At 72.9% G+C, this 17868-nt stretch carries 17 protein-coding genes; 6 read left to right on the forward strand and 11 right to left on the reverse strand.

The features are described from left to right. Positions 1-248 precede the first annotated feature (248 nt). The 3 genes from groL to ABZ215_RS38990 form a co-directional block, all read right to left on the reverse strand. Positions 249-1865, reverse strand: a complete 1617-nt coding sequence (gene groL, locus ABZ215_RS38980; RefSeq protein WP_017986679.1) for a chaperonin GroEL — start codon at positions 1863-1865, stop codon at positions 249-251. A 77-nt stretch (positions 1866-1942) separates the two neighbouring features. Continuing rightward, positions 1943-2236 carry a co-chaperone GroES gene (gene groES / locus ABZ215_RS38985; RefSeq protein ID WP_026153773.1) on the reverse strand — a complete coding sequence of 98 codons (294 nt, stop codon included), beginning with the start codon at positions 2234-2236 and terminating at the stop codon, positions 1943-1945. 468 nt (positions 2237-2704) lie between these two features. Next, positions 2705-3556 (reverse strand): NADP-dependent oxidoreductase, encoded by an 852-nt coding sequence (locus ABZ215_RS38990; protein ID WP_354955632.1) that lies wholly within the window; start codon positions 3554-3556, stop codon positions 2705-2707. Positions 3557-3623: 67 nt separating this feature from the next. Here ABZ215_RS38990 and ABZ215_RS38995 point away from each other — a divergent pair, with 67 nt between their 5' ends. The 3 genes from ABZ215_RS38995 to ABZ215_RS39005 all read left to right on the forward strand — a co-directional run bounded on the left by ABZ215_RS38995 (position 3624) and on the right by ABZ215_RS39005 (position 6568). Further along, on the forward strand, positions 3624-4007 hold the full coding sequence (locus tag ABZ215_RS38995; protein ID WP_020420029.1) for a helix-turn-helix domain-containing protein: 384 nt from the start codon (positions 3624-3626) through the stop codon (positions 4005-4007). Positions 4008-4359: 352 nt separating this feature from the next. Then, positions 4360-6255, forward strand: coding sequence for an N-acetylmuramoyl-L-alanine amidase (locus tag ABZ215_RS39000; protein WP_354955634.1), 1896 nt, complete (start codon positions 4360-4362; stop codon positions 6253-6255). Positions 6256-6280: 25 nt separating this feature from the next. Next, a complete protein-coding gene (locus tag ABZ215_RS39005; protein ID WP_354711974.1) occupies positions 6281-6568 on the forward strand; it encodes a hypothetical protein in 288 nt (95 codons plus the stop codon). A 147-nt stretch (positions 6569-6715) separates the two neighbouring features. Here ABZ215_RS39005 and tsaD read toward each other — a convergent pair whose 3' ends face one another. The 4 genes from tsaD to ABZ215_RS39025 all read right to left on the reverse strand — a co-directional run bounded on the left by tsaD (position 6716) and on the right by ABZ215_RS39025 (position 9890). Beyond that, positions 6716-7762, reverse strand: a complete 1047-nt coding sequence (gene tsaD / locus ABZ215_RS39010; protein WP_354955636.1) for a tRNA (adenosine(37)-N6)-threonylcarbamoyltransferase complex transferase subunit TsaD — start codon at positions 7760-7762, stop codon at positions 6716-6718. After that, entirely contained in the window at positions 7762-8232 is a 471-nt protein-coding gene (gene rimI / locus ABZ215_RS39015) for a ribosomal protein S18-alanine N-acetyltransferase (RefSeq protein WP_354955638.1), read from the reverse strand. The genes tsaD and rimI overlap by 1 nt, the downstream gene beginning before the upstream one ends. Then, positions 8229-8882 (reverse strand): tRNA (adenosine(37)-N6)-threonylcarbamoyltransferase complex dimerization subunit type 1 TsaB, encoded by a 654-nt coding sequence (gene tsaB, locus ABZ215_RS39020; RefSeq protein WP_354955640.1) that lies wholly within the window; start codon positions 8880-8882, stop codon positions 8229-8231. The genes rimI and tsaB overlap by 4 nt, the downstream gene beginning before the upstream one ends. A 306-nt stretch (positions 8883-9188) precedes the next feature. After that, positions 9189-9890 carry a FadR/GntR family transcriptional regulator gene (locus ABZ215_RS39025; RefSeq protein WP_237339606.1) on the reverse strand — a complete coding sequence of 234 codons (702 nt, stop codon included), beginning with the start codon at positions 9888-9890 and terminating at the stop codon, positions 9189-9191. Between the two features lie 94 nt (positions 9891-9984). Between ABZ215_RS39025 and ABZ215_RS39030 the strand changes: the two genes are divergently transcribed. The 3 genes from ABZ215_RS39030 to ABZ215_RS39040 are packed head-to-tail and all read left to right on the forward strand — an operon-like array spanning position 9985 to position 14054. After that, a complete protein-coding gene (locus tag ABZ215_RS39030; protein ID WP_354955642.1) occupies positions 9985-11283 on the forward strand; it encodes an SLC13 family permease in 1299 nt (432 codons plus the stop codon). A gap of 16 nt (positions 11284-11299) precedes the next feature. Further along, positions 11300-12739 (forward strand): acyl-CoA synthetase, encoded by a 1440-nt coding sequence (locus ABZ215_RS39035; protein ID WP_354955644.1) that lies wholly within the window; start codon positions 11300-11302, stop codon positions 12737-12739. Next, positions 12732-14054 carry a carboxyl transferase domain-containing protein gene (locus ABZ215_RS39040; RefSeq protein WP_354711973.1) on the forward strand — a complete coding sequence of 441 codons (1323 nt, stop codon included), beginning with the start codon at positions 12732-12734 and terminating at the stop codon, positions 14052-14054. The genes ABZ215_RS39035 and ABZ215_RS39040 overlap by 8 nt, the downstream gene beginning before the upstream one ends. Before the next feature lie 152 nt (positions 14055-14206). On the opposite strand, the gene ABZ215_RS39045 is transcribed toward ABZ215_RS39040, so the two are convergent. Genes ABZ215_RS39045 through alr form a run of 4 tightly spaced genes read right to left on the reverse strand, consistent with a single transcriptional unit; the run spans position 14207 to position 17863 of the window. Then, complete coding sequence (locus ABZ215_RS39045) at positions 14207-15211, reverse strand: alcohol dehydrogenase catalytic domain-containing protein (protein ID WP_354955646.1); 1005 nt, start codon at positions 15209-15211, stop codon at positions 14207-14209. Beyond that, the gene (gene tsaE / locus ABZ215_RS39050) at positions 15211-15669 is read right to left on the reverse strand and encodes a tRNA (adenosine(37)-N6)-threonylcarbamoyltransferase complex ATPase subunit type 1 TsaE (protein ID WP_020420018.1); all 459 of its coding nucleotides are present in this window, start codon (positions 15667-15669) and stop codon (positions 15211-15213) included. The genes ABZ215_RS39045 and tsaE overlap by 1 nt, the downstream gene beginning before the upstream one ends. Continuing rightward, positions 15666-16763 (reverse strand): alpha/beta hydrolase, encoded by a 1098-nt coding sequence (locus ABZ215_RS39055; protein ID WP_020420017.1) that lies wholly within the window; start codon positions 16761-16763, stop codon positions 15666-15668. Before ABZ215_RS39055 ends, tsaE begins: the two co-directional genes overlap by 4 nt. After that, entirely contained in the window at positions 16763-17863 is a 1101-nt protein-coding gene (gene alr / locus ABZ215_RS39060; protein ID WP_354955648.1) for an alanine racemase, read from the reverse strand. Before alr ends, ABZ215_RS39055 begins: the two co-directional genes overlap by 1 nt. Positions 17864-17868: the final 5 nt, after the last annotated feature.

Here is a 17868-nt window from a genome sequence, read left to right on the forward strand (position 1 = left end):
CCGAGACACCGCGTCAAGGCGGGAAAGCGTGCCTTGACCCGGTGGCTCGGCAACCGATTTGGCTGGGGATCGGGTTGCGGGAGAGGGGTGGCTCGGGGGGGTTCCGGCGGTCGTTGCCGGGCGGCGGTTTGGTAGGTGGGCGGTGGCTGCCTCGTGTTGCCGAGCTCCGTTGCCGGGTGGTGGTTGTGGTGCTGGAAATTGGAAGGGCCCCCGCCTGTGGCGGGGGCCCTCTTGGTGCTTGTCGTTGGCTAGTGCGCGTGGCCGTGGCCGTGGCCGGTGTTCTCGGGCTCCTCGACCGGCTTGTCCACCACGGTGCTCTCCGTGGTCAGGACGAGACGGGCGATGGAGGCCGCGTTCGCCACCGCGGAGCGGGTCACCTTCACCGGGTCGACGATGCCGGCCTGCAGCAGGTCGGTGATCTCGCCGGTGGCGGCGTTGAAGCCGTAGCCCCAGCCCTGCTCCTGCACCTTGGACACGATGACCGGGCCCTCGTAGCCGGCGTTCGCGGCGATCCAGTTCAGCGGCGCGGTCAGGGCGTCCCGCACGATGCGGACACCCGTGGCCTCGTCGCCGGTCAGACCGAGGTCGCCCTCGAGCTCCTTGACCGCGTGCACGATCGCCGAACCACCGCCGGGCACGATGCCCTCCTCGACGGCCGCCTTGGTCGAAGCCACGGCGTCCTCGATGCGGTGCTTGCGCTCGTTCAGCTCGGTCTCGGTGGCCGCGCCGACCTTGATCACCGCGACACCGCCGCCGAGCTTCGCCAGCCGCTCCTGCAGCTTCTCGCGGTCCCAGTCGGAGTCGGTGGTCTCGATCTCCTTGCGGATCTGCGCGATGCGGGCCTCGATGTCGGCCTTGGTGCCTGCACCGTCGACGATCGTCGTGTTGTCCTTGGTGATCTCGATGCGCCGGGCGGTGCCCAGCGAGTCGAGGCCGATCTCGGACAGCTTCAGGCCGACCTCCGAGGAGATGACCTGCGCGCCGGTGACGACGGCCAGGTCGTCCAGGAACGCCTTGCGGCGGTCACCGAAGAACGGGGCCTTCACCGCGACCGCGACGAGGGTCTTGCGCAGGGCGTTGACCACCAGGGTGGACAGCGCCTCGCCCTCGACGTCCTCGGCGATGATCAGCAGCGGCTTCTTCGACTCGGCGACCTTCTCCAGGATCGGCAGCAGGTCGGCCAGCGCCGAGATCTTCTCGCGGTGCAGCAGCACGTAGGCGTTCTCGAGGATCGCCCGCTGCTCCTCCGGGTCGGTCGCGAAGTGCGCCGACAGGTAGCCCTTGTCGAACTGCACACCCTCGGTGATCTCGAGTTCGGTCGCCAGCGTGGAGGACTCCTCCACGGTGATCACACCGTCCTCGCCGACCCGCTCCACGGCCTCGCCGAGCAGGGCGCCGATGGTGGCGTCACGCGAGGTGACCGTGCCGACCTGGGCGATGTTGTCGCGGCCCTTGACCGGGGTGGCCTTGGACTTGAGCACCTCGATGACCTTCTCCGCGGCCGCCTCGATGCCCTTGCCGAGGCCGGCCGGGTTGGCGCCGGCGGCCACGTTGCGGAGGCCGACCTTCACCAGAGACTGCGCCAGCACGGTGGCCGTGGTGGTGCCGTCGCCGGCGACGTCGTTGGTCTTGGTGGCCACGTTCTTGGCCAGCTGGGCACCCAGGTTCTCGAACGGGTCCTCCAGCTCGATCTCCCGCGCGACGGTGACGCCGTCGAGGGTGATCGTGGGGCCGCCGAACTTCTTGTCCAGCACGACGTGGCGACCGCGCGGGCCGAGGGTGACCTTGACCGCGTCGGCGAGCTTGTTGACGCCGCGCTCGAGGGCTCGACGAGCGTCCTCGTCGAAGTTGATCTGCTTGGGCATGGAAGTCCTCTCAGACAGCAGAACGCCCCGTCCCCGGCTTTCCAGCGGGGCCCGGGGCGTTCACCGCAGCGCCTGTGTCAGTTGACGACAGCCAGCACGTCGCGAGCGGACAGGATCAGGTAGTCCTCACCGTTGTACTTGACCTCGGTGCCGCCGTACTTGGAGTAGATGACGACGTCGCCGACGTTGACGTCGACGGGGATGCGGTTCCCCTTGTCGTCGACGCGGCCCGGGCCAACGGCCAGAACCTTGCCCTCCTGGGGCTTCTCCTTGGCGGTGTCGGGGATGACGAGGCCGGACGCGGTCGTCTCCTCGGCCTCGCTCGTCTGGACAACGATCTTGTCCTCGAGCGGTTTGATGTTCACGCTCACCGGGTTGACCTCCACGGGTCGTCGAAAGCGTTGGCAGGTACTTACTTGGTTTCGGCGCCTACCACCCCCGCCGTCGCGGGTGCCGGGGCGTGTGCGGTGCCTTCGATTAGCACTCTAGCCACGGGAGTGCTAGCCGCGCAAGGAGGGTCCCCCGGTGTGGCTGCCACCCCTTGTCAAGGTGCTTGACCGGGCACTTTGCCGGCCCCGTCGCAGCGGCAGCCGTCGGGCGCGGCACACGTCGTCACGTAGCGATATCGCCATCTCACTCGTTGAGCGGTGTTGACTTCCGACCCCGCTGCCTACCTTGGGAAACGGCCCGGACACGACTGGAAGGAATGGTGTTCCCATGGGTGGTTGCAGCTGTTGCAGCTCGTGCAGTGGCCCCGGATGCGGTTGCTGCGGAGGCTGCTAGCACCGGCCTTGACCTGAACGGCCCCGGGACCCCGATGGCGCGGTCCCGGGGCCGTTCTACGGAACCAGCACGATCTTCCCGCGCACTCGCCCGCTCTCGCTCAGCTCGTGCGCCTTCGCGGCGTCCGCCAGCGGCAGGACCTGCGAGACGTGGACCCGCACGTCCGCGGCCCGCGCCAGCTCCGCGGCCGACGGCTGCACGTGGAACCGCCGGTAGCGCGAGTCGTCCGCCCCGTCGTCGCCCTGGGCGTCGATCAGCACGCCGCCGGGGTTCAGCACCCGCAGCGAGCGCGAGCCGTACTCGCCGCCGACCAGGTCGAACACCACGTCCACATCGGACACGGCCGTGGTGAAGTCGACCGCGGTGTGGTCGATCAGCTCGTCCGCGCCGAGTGCCCGCAGGAACTCGTGGTTGACCGCCCGGGCGGTGCCGATCACGTGCGCGCCCCTGGCCTTCGCCACCTGCACCGCCACGTGCCCGACCCCGCCGGCCGCGGCGTGGATCAGGACGCGCTGACCAGCACGGACATCGGCGAGCGCCTGGGAGGCGGTCAGCACAGCCGTCGGCAGCGCGGCGGCGTCGACGTGGTCCAGGGCCGCCGGCTTCGGGGCCAGCGCGTCGCGGGGCACGGCCACGTACTCGGCGTAGGCGCCCCAGCGCGACATCACCAGCCCGAACACCTCCTCGCCGGTCTCCTCGACCACGCCCGAGAAGTCCAGGCCGAGCCGGAACGGCGGCACGATCCCGAACCCCTCCACCAGCCCCCGCCGCAGCTTCCAGTCGGCCGCGTTCACCCCCACCGCGTGCACCCGCACCAGCACCTCGCCCGGCCCGGGCACCGGCCGCGGCGCGTCGACGAATTCCAGGACCTCGGGGCCACCCACGGCCCGCACATCAACAGCTTTCACACCGGAGATCCTCGTGCGCAGTGGTATCGGTTGTGAAGAAGGCACCTTCCTGATATCCAGGTACCTCGTGGATACCGTCCAGTCCTACCTCCGCGCCTGCCCCGCCCGCACGGTGCTCGACGCGCTGGCCAACAAGTGGACGCTGCTGGTGCTGAGCTTCCTGCGCCGCAGCGACGGCCCCGTGCGCTTCAACGAGTTGCGCCGCCGGCTGGAGGGCATCACCCAGAAGTCGCTCACCCAGACGCTGCGCGCGCTCGAACGCGACGGCCTGGTCGACCGGGCCGTCTACCCGACCGTGCCGCCCCGCGTCGAGTACTCGCTGACCGCCCTCGGCACGCAGGTCGGCGACATGTTCAACGTGCTGGGCGAGTGGGCAGAGGAGCACGTCGGCGAGATCCTCGCGGCGCGCGAGGCCTTCGACAACCGCCCCGCCCCGGAACCGGTGCGCTGACCGGAACCGCTGTCACCCACAAGGCGTCGTACGCCCCGTGGCGAACCGAGGTGGTGCAGCGGCCCCAGCAGAGGCGTGCCGATGACGTAACCACCCCAGCCGGGCCAGCACTACGGGTCGCAGCCCGGCGCCCGGTGGTACCCGCAGCAGCAGGGCCCGTTCCCGCCCGGCGGCGGTCACCCCCAGCCCTTCCCGCGCGGCGGTGGATACCCGCCTCCATCGATCGCGACGGTTCGCGGCCGGGCTGTCGCCGGTGCCTGAAAGACCTGGCAGGGGCGCGCAAGTGATCGGGTAGTTCCCAACCCCCTTGCCACTGTGTAGTTTCCTGGCTACACCAGCCTGGGAGGGCAGCATGCCGATCACCCGCCGCAACGCTTTGCGCGCGATCGCCGCCGGCACCGCCGGCGTGGCCGTGGTGGCCGCGCCCGGTGCTGCCGCCGCCACGACTTCCGCCCGTCAGCGGGCGTTCGCCGCCGCGGCGGCGGAGTTCGGGGTCCCGGAACCCGTGCTGCTCGGCGTCTCGTACCTGAAGTCCCGGTGGGACTCGCACGGCGGCGCGCCGAGCACCGGCGCCGGTTTCGGCCCGATGCACCTGACCGACCTGCGCGCGATCGCCGCCGGGGGCAGCCACCACGACAAGGGCGAGGACCCGCGTGGCGACTCGGCGCGCGGCGAGCTGCGGCCGCACACGTCGGACGCGCTGCAGACCGTGGACCTCGCCGCCGGGCTCACCGGCGTGGACGCCGCGACGCTCCGGACGGACCCGGTGCAGAACATCCGCGGTGGCGCGGCGGTTCTGGCCCACTACCAACGAGAACTCGGCGCCCGCGCCGACGTGCCCGCCGACTGGTACGGCGCGGTCGCCCGCTACTCCGGCGCTTCGGACACCGGGACCGCGACGTTCTTCGCCGACGAGGTGTTCTCGACCATCACCGCAGGCGCGAGCCGGACCACCGACGACGGGCAGGCCGTCGCGCTGCCCGCGACGCCGGTTTCGCCGCGGCGCGAGCAGGTCCGCGCGCTCGGGCTGTCCACGGTCGCGGAAGGCGCGGCCGAAGCCCCGCCCGGGCTGCCCGTCGAGTGGATCCCGGCGCCCTACCAGGACCTCGGCGGCGGCAACTACGGCAACTACGACAAGGCCGAGCGGCCCAACTCCCAGCAGATCACGCACATCGTCATCCACGACACCGAGTGCACCTACGACGCGGCGATCGGGCTCGTGCAGGACCCGTCGTACCTGGCGTGGCACTACACGCTGCGCTCGACGGACGGGCACGTCGCACAGCACGTGCTGACCAAGGACGTCGGCTGGCACGCCGGGAACTGGTACTTCAACGCGAAGTCGATCGGCGTCGAGCACGAGGGGTTCGCGGCGCAGGGCACCTGGTACACCGAGGCGATGTACCGGACCTCGGCGAAGCTGGTGAAGTACCTGGCCGGGAAGTACCGGATCCCGCTGGACCGCGAGCACATCATCGGTCACGACAACGTGCCCGGCACGACCGCGGACAAGGTCGCCGGCATGCACTGGGACCCGGCGCCGTACTGGGACTGGGCGCACTACTTCGACCTGCTCGGGGCGCCGCTGAACGCGCGGCCGGTGCGGCAGCCGACGGGCCTGGTGATGGTCAAACCGGACTTCGCCACGAACCCGACCGGCTACACGGGCTGCGACACGTCGGCCCCGGGCGCCGCGTGCCCGGCGCGTGGTTCGTCGGCGCTGTTCCTGCGCACCGAACCCCGCGACGACGCGCCGTTGCTGGCGGACGTGGGCCTGCACCCCGAGGGCGGGCCCTCCACGGTGGCGATCTCGGACGTGGGCAGCCGGGTCTCGACCGGGCAGCGGTACGCGGTGGCGGAGGTCCGCGGCGACTGGACGGCGGTGTGGTTCCTCGGCCAGAAGGGGTGGCTGCGGTCGTCCGGCGTGGTGCCGGTGCTGGGGCAGGTGGTGACGCCGCGGCCGGGGCTGTCGTCGGTGCCGGTGTACGGGCGGGCGTACCCGGAGGCGGAGGCGTACCCGGAGGGGCTCACGCCGCAGGAGGTCGTGCCGCTGCAGTACACGCTGCCCGCGGGCCAGAAGTACGCGGCAGGCCCGACGCTGACTGCGGAGTACTACTCGGCGACGACCTTCGACGCGGCGCAGCACGTGGTGGTGCGCGGGAAGACGAAGTACGTGCAGGTGCAGTTCGGGCACCGGGTGGGCTTCGTCAAGCTCGACGACGTGGTGGTTTCACGCACGCGCGCGTGACGTGCGGTGAGTCTGGGGAGGAACGGTGGGGATTCGCATGGCCGCGGGCGTCGCGGTGGTCGCGGCCGGGCTGCTGGCGACGGCGTCGCCCGCGTGGGCGGGCGAGGCGGGTGCGCTGGGCGCCTGCGCGGAGCTGACCGACAGCGGCCCCGGCTGGGCCGAGCTGCGCAACGACTGCGGGGTGGCGATCGAGGGCTCGATCGCCCTGAGCACCGGGGAGCGCCCCGCGTGCGTGCCGATCGCGCCGAGGGGGACCGGCACGGTCACCTGGGAGGGCGAAGGCGTGGCTGAGTACGCGGTCGACTGCATCTGACGGGGCTGCCCCGGCTGCCGGATCGGTGGCCGGGGCGGTCCCTCACGGCTTGCCGCAGCACACTGCCGGGCTCGCCGACGCACAGCACGGTCACGCTCGCCCCCTGACGGCGGGCGCGAGCTTCGCGCTCAAGCGCGCGGCAATCCCTCAGAGCGAGACGATCTCCACCGGCAGCGCGGGGTTCGCGGAGAGGTCCAGCGCCGACGGCTTCTTCTCCGCCGCCACCACGTGCGCGCCCAGCGCGGCGATCATCGCGCCGTTGTCGGTGCACAGGCGCGGCCTCGGGACGCGCAGCTCGATCCCCGCGGCCTCGCACCGCTCTCGCGCCAAGCTGGACAACCGCGAGTTCGCCGCGACCCCGCCGGAGATCACCAACGTGCCGATGCCCATCTCCGTCGCCGCGCGCACGGCCTTCGCGGTCAGCACGTCGGCCACCGCCTCCTGGAAGGACGCCGCCACGTCGTTCACCGGGATCTCGTCGCCGCGGCGCTCGGCGTTCTCCACCCACCGCGCCACCGCGGTCTTCAAGCCGGAGAACGAGAAGTCGAACTTCGCGTCCCGCGGGCCGGTCATTCCGCGCGGGAAGTCGATCGCCGTGGGGTCGCCCTCGCGTGCGGCCTTGTCGATCGGCGGGCCGCCCGGGTACGGCAGGCCGAGCACGCGGGCCACCTTGTCGTAGGCCTCGCCGGCGGCGTCGTCCACAGTGGACCCGATCTCGGTGATCTCACCGGCGATGTCGTCCACCCGCAGCAGCTGCGTGTGACCGCCGGACACCAGCATCGCCAGGCACGGCTTCGGCAACGGGCCGTGCTGCAGGGTGTCCACCGCGATGTGCCCGGCCAGGTGGTTGACGCCGTAGAGCGGGACGTCCAGCGCCGCCGCGTAGGCCTTCGCCGCCGAGACGCCCACCAGCAGCGCGCCCGCGAGCCCCGGGCCCGCGGTCACCGCGATGGCGTCCACATCGGACAGCCGGAGCCCGGCCGTGGCGAACGCGCGCTCGGCCGTCGGCCGCATGGCCTCCAGGTGGGCGCGGCTGGCGACCTCCGGCACCACTCCGCCGAACCGCGCGTGCTGCTCGACGCTCGACGCGACCTCGTCGGCGAGGAGCTCGACGGCGCCGTCGTCGTGCAGGCGCACGAGGCCGACGCCGGTCTCGTCGCAGGAGCTTTCGATGCCGAGGATGACGCGGGACATCAGCCCACCTCCTGCTTGCTCACGGCGGGGCGCATCATCGTGTACGCGTCGGCGCCGGACGGGTGGTAGTAACGCTTGCGCAGGCCGATCTGCTCGAAACCGTGCCGCCGGTACAGCTCCTGGGCGCGGTCGTTGTCGGTGCGGACCTCCAGGAACACCGGCGCGCGGACCTCGTCGGCGCGGGCGAGCAGTGCGCGCAGCAGCGCGGTGCCGATGCCCTGGCCCTGGTGAGCCGGGTCGACGCCGATGGTGTGGACGCTGGCCTCGTACTCGCCCCGGCCGCCGACGACCGCCAGGCCGGCGTAGCCGATCAGGACGTCCTCGGGGGTGTACGCGCCGAGGTAGTAGGCGCCGGAGTCCAGCTCGCTGAGGAACGCGCGGGCGCTCCACGGGTCGTCACCGGCGAAGAGGACCTTCTCGATCTCGGCGCACCGGTCCACGTCCTTGCGGCGCAGCTTGGCGAGCTTCACGCGGTGGTCACCCGCTTCCGCGCGGCGGGTTCGACGGCGTCCGGGCGGCGCAGGTAGAGCGGCGTCAGCGGGGCGGGCTCGGCTCCCGAGGTCAGCGCCTCGCGGGCCGCGGCCACCAGACCGGCGGTGCTCGGGTAGTACGGCTCGACGACCCGGGCGCCGAGCTGCTCGGCGTAGAGGCGGGCGCCGTCCCCGGCGGCGAGGCTGATCGACAGCTCGGCGGGCGCCTGGACGTGCGGGCCGTCGGTGCGCAGGCCGTCCGCGTCGTAGGCCGCCCAGTACACCTCGCGGCGGCGGGCGTCGGTGACGACGTGGAACGGCTCGCCAAGGCCGGCCTGACGGGCGATCGCGTCGAGGCTGCAGACCGGGTGGACGGGGATGCCGAGCGCGTGACCGAGAGCGGCGGCGGTGGCGAGACCGGCGCGCAGACCGGTGAACGGCCCCGGCCCGGCGCCGACGACGATCGCCGCCAGGTCCTTGAGCGCGACACCCGCTTCGCGCGCCGCGTCGAGGGCGTGCGGGGTGATGAGCTCACCGTGCGCACGCGGGTCGAGCGTCACCCGCTCGGCGAGCACGGTGGCGCTCGTGGTGAGCTCGGCGACCCCGGCGGTCACCGCGGGCGTCGACGTGTCCAGAGCCAGTACCAGCACAGCTCTCCAGGGTACGGCGTGCGCGCCGACCTGCGGTTACCGGGCCGGTGGGGTGCCGACCTCCTCCGCCCCCGATGCCTGATCGTGTTTCAGTCGCCGAGCAGCCGTGTCAAGGCGGGAAAGCGTGCCTTGACACGACTGATCGACGACCAAAGATCGGCTGGGGATCGGGGGCGGGGGAGGTCTGATTGGGGTAGTCGGTGTCGTTGCGTTGCCGGCTTGCGGTTCGTGGGGCGCGGGAAGAATGCGCAGCCGGAGGCTCGCCGTCACCGGGCGCAACCGGGCGGTGGCCGGGCGCCTTCCGGGTCAGTCCTCCGGGTCCCAGCTCAGCAGGCGCACCTCGGCGACCGTGCGGAGGTGGTCCCGCATCGCTTCGGCCGCGGTCTTCGGGTTGCGGTCTCGGATGGCGTTCGCGATGCGGATGTGCTGGTCCAGCGACCGCGGCGGGCGGCCCGGCTGGCGGAGCGACTCGTTCCGGCTCTCGGTGATCTGGTCGGCGATCGCGCCCATGAACTCGGCCAGCAGGGCGCTGTGCGCGGCCCCGGTGATCGCCGCGTGGAACCTGCGGTCACCCTCGACCCCGGCTCCCCCATCCCTGATCTCGGCCGCCATGAACTCCAGCGCCGACTCCAGCGCGGCCAGGTCCTCGTCGGTCCGGCGCACCGCCGCCAGCTCGGCCAGCTTCGTCTCCAGCGCCTCCCGCGCGTCGAGCACGTCCGGCAGCCGCCGCCGGCGTTCCACCAGCCGCTCGACCGGCTCGGCGTCCAGCGCGTCCCGCACCAGGTACGTCCCGCCGCCGTGCCGGGTCTCGACCAGGCCCTGCACCTCCAGCACCACGATCGCCTGCTTCACCGAGGCCCGGCTCACCCCGAGCCGCTGCGCCAGGTCCCGCTCCGCGGGCAACCGGTCGCCCGCACGCAGCCCGGCGTCGGCCGCGTAGGCCCGCAACCGCTCCAGGACCTGCTCGTACAGCCGCGGACGGACCATCGGGCTCAGCGCATCAGACACGTTCCGAAGCCTAGCCCTTGACAGGCTGAGTGGCTGAGCCGCAAAGTGGTTCAGCCACTCAGCCACTTGAATCCCAACGGCGGGAGTTCTACCGATGTCCGCTGAGCTGATCTCGATCCTCGTCCTCGCGGTCGTCTTCGTGATAGCGACGACTCGCTCGATCAACATGGGGGTGCTGTCCTTCGCGGCCGCGTTCGGCGTCGGCACGCTGGCCGCGAACATGGATGCCGACCAGATCTTCGCCGGCTTCCCCGGCGACCTGTTCGTCGTGCTCGTCGGCGTCACGTTCCTGTTCGCCATCGCCCGCGCCAACGGCACCACGGACTGGCTGGTCGACGCCGCCGTCCGGCTGGTCCGCGGCCGCGTCGCGCTGATCCCCTGGGTCACCTTCGCCATCACCGCGGTGCTCACCGCGATCGGCGCGGTCAGCCCGGCCGCGGTCGCCATCGTCGCGCCCGTCGCGCTCGGGTTCGCCGCCCAGTACGGCATCCACCCGCTGCTGATGGGCGCGATGGTCGTGCACGGCGCGCAGGCCGGCGGCTTCTCGCCGATCAGCGTCTACGGCACCATCGTCAACGGCATCGTCGAGCGCGAACGCCTCGGCGGCAGCGAGATCACGCTCTTCCTGGCCAGTTTCGTGGTCAACGTGGTGATCGCGGCCATCGTGTTCGTCCTCCTGCGCAAGCGGCAGACCATCCGCACCACCGACCGGGACCGCGAGCTCGTCGCCGCGGGCACCGGCGGCCCGCCCGCCGGCACCGGGTCGGCCGGCGTCGAAACCCGCGAGCGCATCCGCCTCAACGCGCCCCGCATCGCCACGCTGGCGAGCCTGGCCGTGCTGGTCGTCGCCACGCTGGTGTTCGACCTCGACGTCGGCCTGACCGCGATGACGCTGGCCGTGGTGCTCAGCGTGATCTGGCCCGCGACCAGCAAGAAGGCCGTCGGCGAGGTCACCTGGCCCACCGTGCTGCTGATCTGCGGCGTGCTGACCTACGTCGGCGTCCTGCAGGAGATGGGCACGATCGAGTGGGCGGGCGAGGGCGTCGGCGGCATCGGCGCGCCGCTGCTCGCCGCGCTGCTGCTGTGCTACATCGGCGCGATCGTGTCGGCGTTCGCGTCGTCGGTCGGGATCATGGGCGCGCTCATCCCGCTCGCGGTGCCGTTCCTCGCGCTGGGCACGGTCGGCCCGGTCGGCATGATCTGCGCGCTCGCGGTGTCGGCCACAGTCGTCGACGTCAGCCCGTTCTCCACCAACGGCGCGCTGGTGCTGGCCAATGCCCGCGAGGTGGACCGGGACGCCTTCTTCCGGCAGTTGCTCGTCTACGGCGGCATCATGGTCGCCGTGGTACCCGCCGTCGTCTGGCTCGTGTTCATCGTGCCCGGACTCGGCTGATCTGTGAGGAGTTCACGTGCCCGAACGGTTGTTCCCGGCCCTGGCAGAGCCGCCCGAGAAGGAGGCCCTGCGCTTCGGCGAGGTCTCGCTCGACTACGCGGAACTGGCGGCGATCGCCGGTTCACTCGCGAGGGAGATCCGCGCCCAGTCACCCACGCGGGTGGCGGTGTGGGCGACGCCGACCATCCACACGAGCGTCGCCGTGGTCGCGGCGCTGCTCGCGGGTGTCCCGGCCGTCCCGGTCAACCCGAAGATCGGCGAGCGCGAACTCGACCACATCGTGAACGACAGCGCCCCCTCGCTCGTCCTCAGCGAGCCGGGCGCGAAGCTGCCGGAGCGGCTGGCGAACCTGCCGCGCCAGCAGGTCGCGCTGATCGGCAGCCCCGGTGACCTGCCCGAGGAGCCGGGCGACGAGGCGCCCGCGCTGATCGTCTACACCTCGGGCACGACCGGCCCGCCGAAGGGCGTCGTGCTGCCGCGCCGAGCCATCTCCAGCACGCTCGACGCGCTGGAGGACGCCTGGCAGTGGACCGCGGACGACGTGCTCGTGCACGCGCTGCCGCTGTTCCACGTGCACGGCCTGATCCTCGGGATCCTCGGCCCGCTGCGCCGCGGCGGCACCGTGCACCACGCCGGGAAGTTCGTCACCGACGTCATCGCCAGGGAACTGTCGACCGAGGCGACGATGATGTTCGGCGTGCCCACGATGTACCACCGCATCGCGGAGGAGGTGGGCGGCAACGCCGAGCTGGCCAAGGCGCTGAGCGGGGCGCGGCTGCTGGTGTCCGGGTCGGCCGCGCTGCCGGTGCACGACCACGAGCGCATCCGCGCGGCCACCGGGCAGCAGGTCGTGGAGCGCTACGGCATGAGCGAGACGCTGATGAACACCAGCGTCCGGGCCGACGGCGAACGCAAGCCCGGCACGGTCGGGGTGCCGCTGCGCGGGGTCGAGGTGCGGCTGGTCGACGAGTCGGGCGCGGTCATCGAGACCAGCGACGGCGAAACGGTCGGCGAGATCCAGGTGCGCGGGCCGAACCTGTTCACCGAGTACCTCAACCGCCCGGACGCGACCGCGGAGGTCTTCGACGCCGGCTGGTTCCGCACCGGCGACATGGCGACCCGGGACGCCGACGGCTACTACCGGATCGTCGGGCGCAAGGCCACCGACCTGATCAAGAGCGGCGGCTACAAGATCGGCGCCGGCGAGATCGAGAACGCGCTGCTGGAGCACCCGGGCGTGGCCGAGGCCGCGGTGACCGGCGAGCCGGACCCGGACCTCGGCGAGCGGATCGTGGCGTGGATCGTGCCCGCCGGGGAGCCGCCCGCGGAGCAGGAGCTGGTCGACCACGTCGCCCGGTTGCTGTCGCCGCACAAGCGGCCGCGGGTGGTCCGGTTCCTGGATGCGTTGCCGCGCAACGACATGGGCAAGGTCATGAAGCGGGCGCTGGATGCGTGAGAGCGCCCGCGCGGTGATCGGCTCGGTGTGCTCCGGGTTCACCGAGCTGCCCGCGCCACCCAGCGCCGAGTCCGGTGTGGACGGTCCGATCGGCTGGCCCGGTTACGACTCCGCGCGTGACAGGGCCGCCGAGCGCACCGGCGAGCGGGAATCGGTGGTGTGCGGGGTCGGCAAGTTCGGCGACACCGAGGCGACCGTCATCGCGTGGGAGTTCGGGTTCCTCGGCGGCTCGCTCGGGCGGCGCACCGGCGACCGGATCGAGGCGGCGTTCGAGCGGGCGCGGGAGCTGCGGACGCCGGTCGTGTCGATGATCGCGACCGGCGGCAGCCGGATGCAGGAGGGCATGGCCGCGCTGACCCAGCTGCAGCGGATCGCCCGGCAGGCGGCGCTGACGCGGGCCGCCGGGTTGCCGCAGGTCGCGGTCGTGCGGGACCCGACGACCGGCGGCGGCTGGGCCACGCTCGGCGCCGGTTCGGACGTGGCGCTGGCCCTGCCCGGGGCGCAGGTCGGGTTCGCCGGGTCGCGGGTGCGGCCGTCCGGTGACGCGTCGGCGTACACGGCGGAGTCGCAGCTGGCATCCGGGCACGTGGACCAGATCGTCCCGGCGGCGGAGCTGGGCGAGCGGCTGGGCCGGTGGTTGTCGTTGCTGACGGGCGCGGACGGGCGGCCGGCGCCGCCGCCATCGGCTTTGGGCGGCGATGAGCTCCCGGCGGACGGCTGGGCGGCAGTGCAGGCGGCGCGTGCTCCGTCACGGCCGCGAGCCGAGTCCTATTTGGACGCCTACTTCGAGTGGCGGGAGGACATCAGCGGCGACCGGTGCGGCGGCGTTGATCCCGGGGTGCGGTGCGGGTTCGGAATGCGCGGGGGCGTGACGGTCGCCTACGCCGCGCAGTGCGGGACCGCGACGCTGCCGTCGGGTTTCCGCACGGCGGCGCGGCTGATCCGGCTGGCCGACCGGCTGGGGATCCCGGTGCTCACACTGGTGGACACCCCGGGCGCGGCCAACGACCCGGCGGCCGAACGGGCCGGCGCCGGCGCGGCGATCGCGGAGGTCTTCGCCGCGGTGGCCGGGGCGTCGGTGCCGGTGACGACGCTGGTGATCGGCGAGGGCGGCTCCGGGGGCGCGTTGGCGTTCGCCCACCCCGAGCGGACGTGGGTGACGCCGGACAGCTACTTCTCGGTCACGTCCCCGGAGGCGGCGGCGTCGATCCTGAAGCGCGCGCCCGAGGAGGTCCCGGCGACGGCGAACCAGCTGCGGTTGCGGCCGCAGGACCTGGTGGAGCTCGGTGTGGCGCGGGGGATCGTGGGCCGCTGAGGCCGGACTGGCTGCCGGGCTTGGCGGCAGGAGCGCGCCCGAACACGGAACTCGCGCTCGGGAGCGCGGGCCCCGTGCCTGCGGGCACGAGGCTCTGGCCGGATTCAGAACTCGCGCCTGCGCGGGTAGGGCTCGCGCCGGGCGGAGTCGGGTCAGGGGTGCAGCAGGACCTTGCCGGTGTCGACGGCGGGGTCCTCCAGCAACCGCAGGGCGCGTTCGGCTTCCTCGAGCGGGAACTCGTGCGTGATCAGCGGCCCGGGGTCCAGCAGACCGGTCGCGAAGGCCCGCACGGCGTGCGTCCACGCGCGGGACGGCGCGCCGAACACCGTGTGCACCGTCACCGCGGCCGTCACCAGGTCCGCGGGCGCGATCGGCTCCGTCTCGTGGCCCGCCAGGCCGGTCAGCACCACCCGGCCGCCGCGGCGGCACATCCGCACCGCTTGCGCGCCCGTGCCCGGCGCGCCCGCCGCCTCCACCACCACGTCGAACCCGCCCGGCGCCGCGCCCGGGCTGTAGAAGCCGGTCGCGCCGCAGAAGCGGGACGCGGGCACCGCGCGGGAGGCCCGCGGGTCCACCACGACCAGCTCGGCCGGGCCGCTCGCCGCCAACAGCTGCGTCGCCAGCAGGCCGAGCGTGCCGCCGCCGATCACCGCCACCCGTTCGCCCGGCACGACCGCCGCGAGCAGCGTCGCGGCCGCCATGCACGCCGCCGGTTCCAGCAGCGCCGCGGCGCGCAGGTCGGCGCCGTCGGGCAGCACGTGCAGCAGCCGCGCCGGGATCCGCAGCTCGTCGGCCCACGCGCCGGGCTGGGTGAAGCCCGTCTCGTCGTACTCGGCGGTGCACAGGGTCGTGTCGCCGCGCCGGCACGGGGCGCACCGGCCGCAGTTGCGGAACCCTTCGCCCACCACGGGTTTGCCGAGCAGCTCCGGGTCGGTGCCCGGCCCCAGCTCGACGACCGTGCCCGACCACTCGTGCCCGGGCACCACCGGGTACCGCACGAAACCCTCGGTCCGCGTCCCGGCGAGCACCTCGCGGTCCGACCCGCAGATCCCCGCCCACTCGACGCGGACGACGACCTCACCGTGGCCGGGGTCCTCCGGCTCGGTCCGCACGACGCTCAGCTTGCCGGGGGCCTCGACGACGACCGCGCGCCCCATCAGCCCACCAGCTCGGGTACGCGCTCGACCCACGAGCCGTGCGGCTCCAGGGTCAGTTCCCGCACGTCGTCGGGCCGCCGGTCGATCCGGACCACCAGGTGGTCGGACGACAGCCGCTCCGCGGAACCCTCGCCCCACTCCACGACCACGGCGGCCGATTCGAGGTCGGTGTCCAGGTCCAGGTCGTCGAGCTGCGCCAGGTCACCGCCGAGGCGGTAGGCGTCGACGTGCACCAGCGCGACGCCGCGCTCCCCCGCCGGGTGCACCCGCGCGATCACGAACGTCGGCGAGCTGACCCGCCCGGACACGCCCAGCCCGGCCGCGATCCCGCGCGTCAGCACGGTCTTGCCCGCGCCGAGCGGACCGGCGAGCAGGACGACGTCGCCCGCCCGCAACGTGCGGCCCAGGGACTCGCCGAACGCCACCGTGTCGTCGGCCGTCGGTAACTCGATGCTCATTGGTTCAACCACCGCCACATCCGCCGCGGGCGGGACTCGTCCGTCACTCCCGCGCACCGCTGTACCAGGTCGATGAGGTGGCTGTCGACCACCTCGGGCTGTTCGAGCTGCACCATGTGCCCGGCGCCGCGCACCCGCACCAGCTCGGCGTCGGGCAGCTCCGCCGCGATCCGCTCCGCGTGCGAGTACGGCGTGAACCGGTCGGTGTCGGCGCCGATCACCAGCACGTGCGCGTGCTTCAGACCGGCCAGCGCCGCGTACCGGTTGTGGCTGCCGAGCGTGTCGACGAACCCGACCAGCTCCTTCACCGACGTCACGGCCAGCATCTCGAGCATGAAGTCGACCACGCGCGGGTCGACGTCGCGGGAGCCGAACGCGAGCAGCCGCACGGCCTGCCGGGTCAGCTGCCCGCCCGCGGCCCGCACGAACTCGACCAGCCCCGGCTGCCACCCGGCGAGCTCGCCGACACCGCGGGTCAGCGGGTTGTACTTGGACAGCAGCCCACGCGGCAGCCCCTTGCGGCCCACCTCGCCCGCCGCGGTGGCGATGAACGCGACCCCGCAGATCCGCTCGGCGAACAACTCCGGGTTCTGCTGGGCCAGCTCCATGACCACCATGCCGCCCATGGAGTGCCCCATGAGCACGATCGGCCCCTCGGGCGCGACGGCGCGCAGCACCGCGTCGAGGTCGCGGGCCAGTTGTTCGATGGTGCTGGTCTTCTCGTTGGCCGGGCCGGACGTGCCGTGCCCGCGGTGGTCGTAGTAGACCTGCCGCACGCGCGGCAAGGTGAGCGATGCCAGGTCGCGGCGCTGGAAGTGCCAGCTCAGCTGCGACAACGCGAACCCGTGCACACCCACCACCGTCAGCTCGGGTTTGCCGCCGTCGGCCGGGTCGATCTCGGACACCGACAGCGGCGTGCCGTCGTCCGCGGCGACCGTGGAGGTGCGGTCGGGGTCGAGGGTGCCGAGCCGTTCGCCGGTGAGGTGGTCCCGCTGGCGCTGCTGCTGCGCGGTCACCGCGATGGTGGCCGCCGCGGTGCCGGTGACCAGCGCGACGGCACCGCCGAGCACGGTGAGCATCCGGCGGGACACCATCAGACGTCCTCCCCCAGGTACCGCCGCCGGATCCGCGGCCGGTACATGCCGGTGACGATCTCGTAGTCGATGGTGCCGATCTTGTCGGCCCATTCGCGTGCGGTCGGTTCGCCCCGGGCGCCGTCGCCGAACAGGACCACCTCCGCGCCCAGCGGCGGCTCGTCGTCGCCGCAGTCCACGACCAGCTGGTCCATGCACACGCGACCGGCGACCGGACGGCGCTTGCCGTGCAGCCACACGTCCATCCGGCCGGACAGCGTGCGCGGCACCCCGTCGGCGTAACCGGTGGGCACGAGGGCGAGCGTGGTGTCCCGCCGCGCGGTCCACGTGTGTCCATAGGAGACGGACTCGCCGGCGCGGATCCGTTTGGTGAGCACGACCGACGAGCGGAACGTCATCACCGGGCGCAGGTCCTCGGGTTGCGGGTTGGGGTTGAGGCCGTAGATCGCGATGCCCGGGCGGACGAGGTCGAAGTGCAGGTCCGGGCGGTTCAGCGTGGCGGCCGAGTTCGCCAGGTGCCGCAACGGGTTCAGGCCGGCCTCGCGCGCGATCTCGTACGCCGCGGCGAAGCGCTCGGCCTGCTGGTCGGTCGCCGGGTGGCCAGGCTCGTCGGCGCACGCGAGGTGCGACCAGATGGCGACGACCTCGACGTCCGGCTCCCCGGCGGCCTCCTTGACCAGGGCGGGCCAGTCCGCGGCGGGGCAGCCGTTGCGGGACAGGCCGGTGTCGATCTTCAGGTGGACCCGGGCGCGCTTGCCGGTGCGACGGGCGGCTTCGGCAATGCGCACGAGTTCGGCCCGGGAGCTGGCCGAGAGGTCGACGTCCGCGGCGATGCCCGGCGCGAAGTCGGTGGTCGGCAGGTCGAGCCAGGCCAGGATGGGCGCGGTGATGCCCGCCTCGCGCAGCGCGAGCGCCTCGCCCAGGGAGCAGGCGCCGAGCCAGGTCGCGCCGGCCTGCAGCGCGGCGCGCGCGACGGGGACCGCGCCGTGGCCGTAGCCGTCGGCCTTGACGACCGCCATCGTGGCGGCACCGGAAGCCGTCGCCCTGCTCGCGACCTTCTCGTCCAGCCAGCGCTGGAACGAGTCCCTCTCCCGCCCAATGGAAT

It is taken from the genome of Amycolatopsis sp. NPDC006131, assembly GCF_040614175.1.
GTDB lineage: Bacteria > Actinomycetota > Actinomycetes > Mycobacteriales > Pseudonocardiaceae > Amycolatopsis_E > Amycolatopsis_E tucumanensis.

Excerpts from the sequence above, each read along its gene's own strand:
- groL (WP_017986679.1), bottom strand. The coding sequence starts at position 1,865 with ATGCCCAAGCAGATCAACTTCGACGAGGACGCTCGTCGAGCCCTCGAG.
- ABZ215_RS39000 (WP_354955634.1), top strand. The coding sequence starts at position 4,360 with ATGCCGATCACCCGCCGCAACGCTTTGCGCGCGATCGCCGCCGGCACC.
- tsaD (WP_354955636.1), bottom strand. The coding sequence starts at position 7,762 with ATGTCCCGCGTCATCCTCGGCATCGAAAGCTCCTGCGACGAGACCGGC.
- ABZ215_RS39030 (WP_354955642.1), top strand. The coding sequence starts at position 9,985 with ATGTCCGCTGAGCTGATCTCGATCCTCGTCCTCGCGGTCGTCTTCGTG.
- ABZ215_RS39040 (WP_354711973.1), top strand. The coding sequence starts at position 12,732 with ATGCGTGAGAGCGCCCGCGCGGTGATCGGCTCGGTGTGCTCCGGGTTC.
- ABZ215_RS39045 (WP_354955646.1), bottom strand. The coding sequence starts at position 15,211 with ATGGGGCGCGCGGTCGTCGTCGAGGCCCCCGGCAAGCTGAGCGTCGTG.
- tsaE (WP_020420018.1), bottom strand. The coding sequence starts at position 15,669 with ATGAGCATCGAGTTACCGACGGCCGACGACACGGTGGCGTTCGGCGAG.
- ABZ215_RS39055 (WP_020420017.1), bottom strand. The coding sequence starts at position 16,763 with ATGGTGTCCCGCCGGATGCTCACCGTGCTCGGCGGTGCCGTCGCGCTG.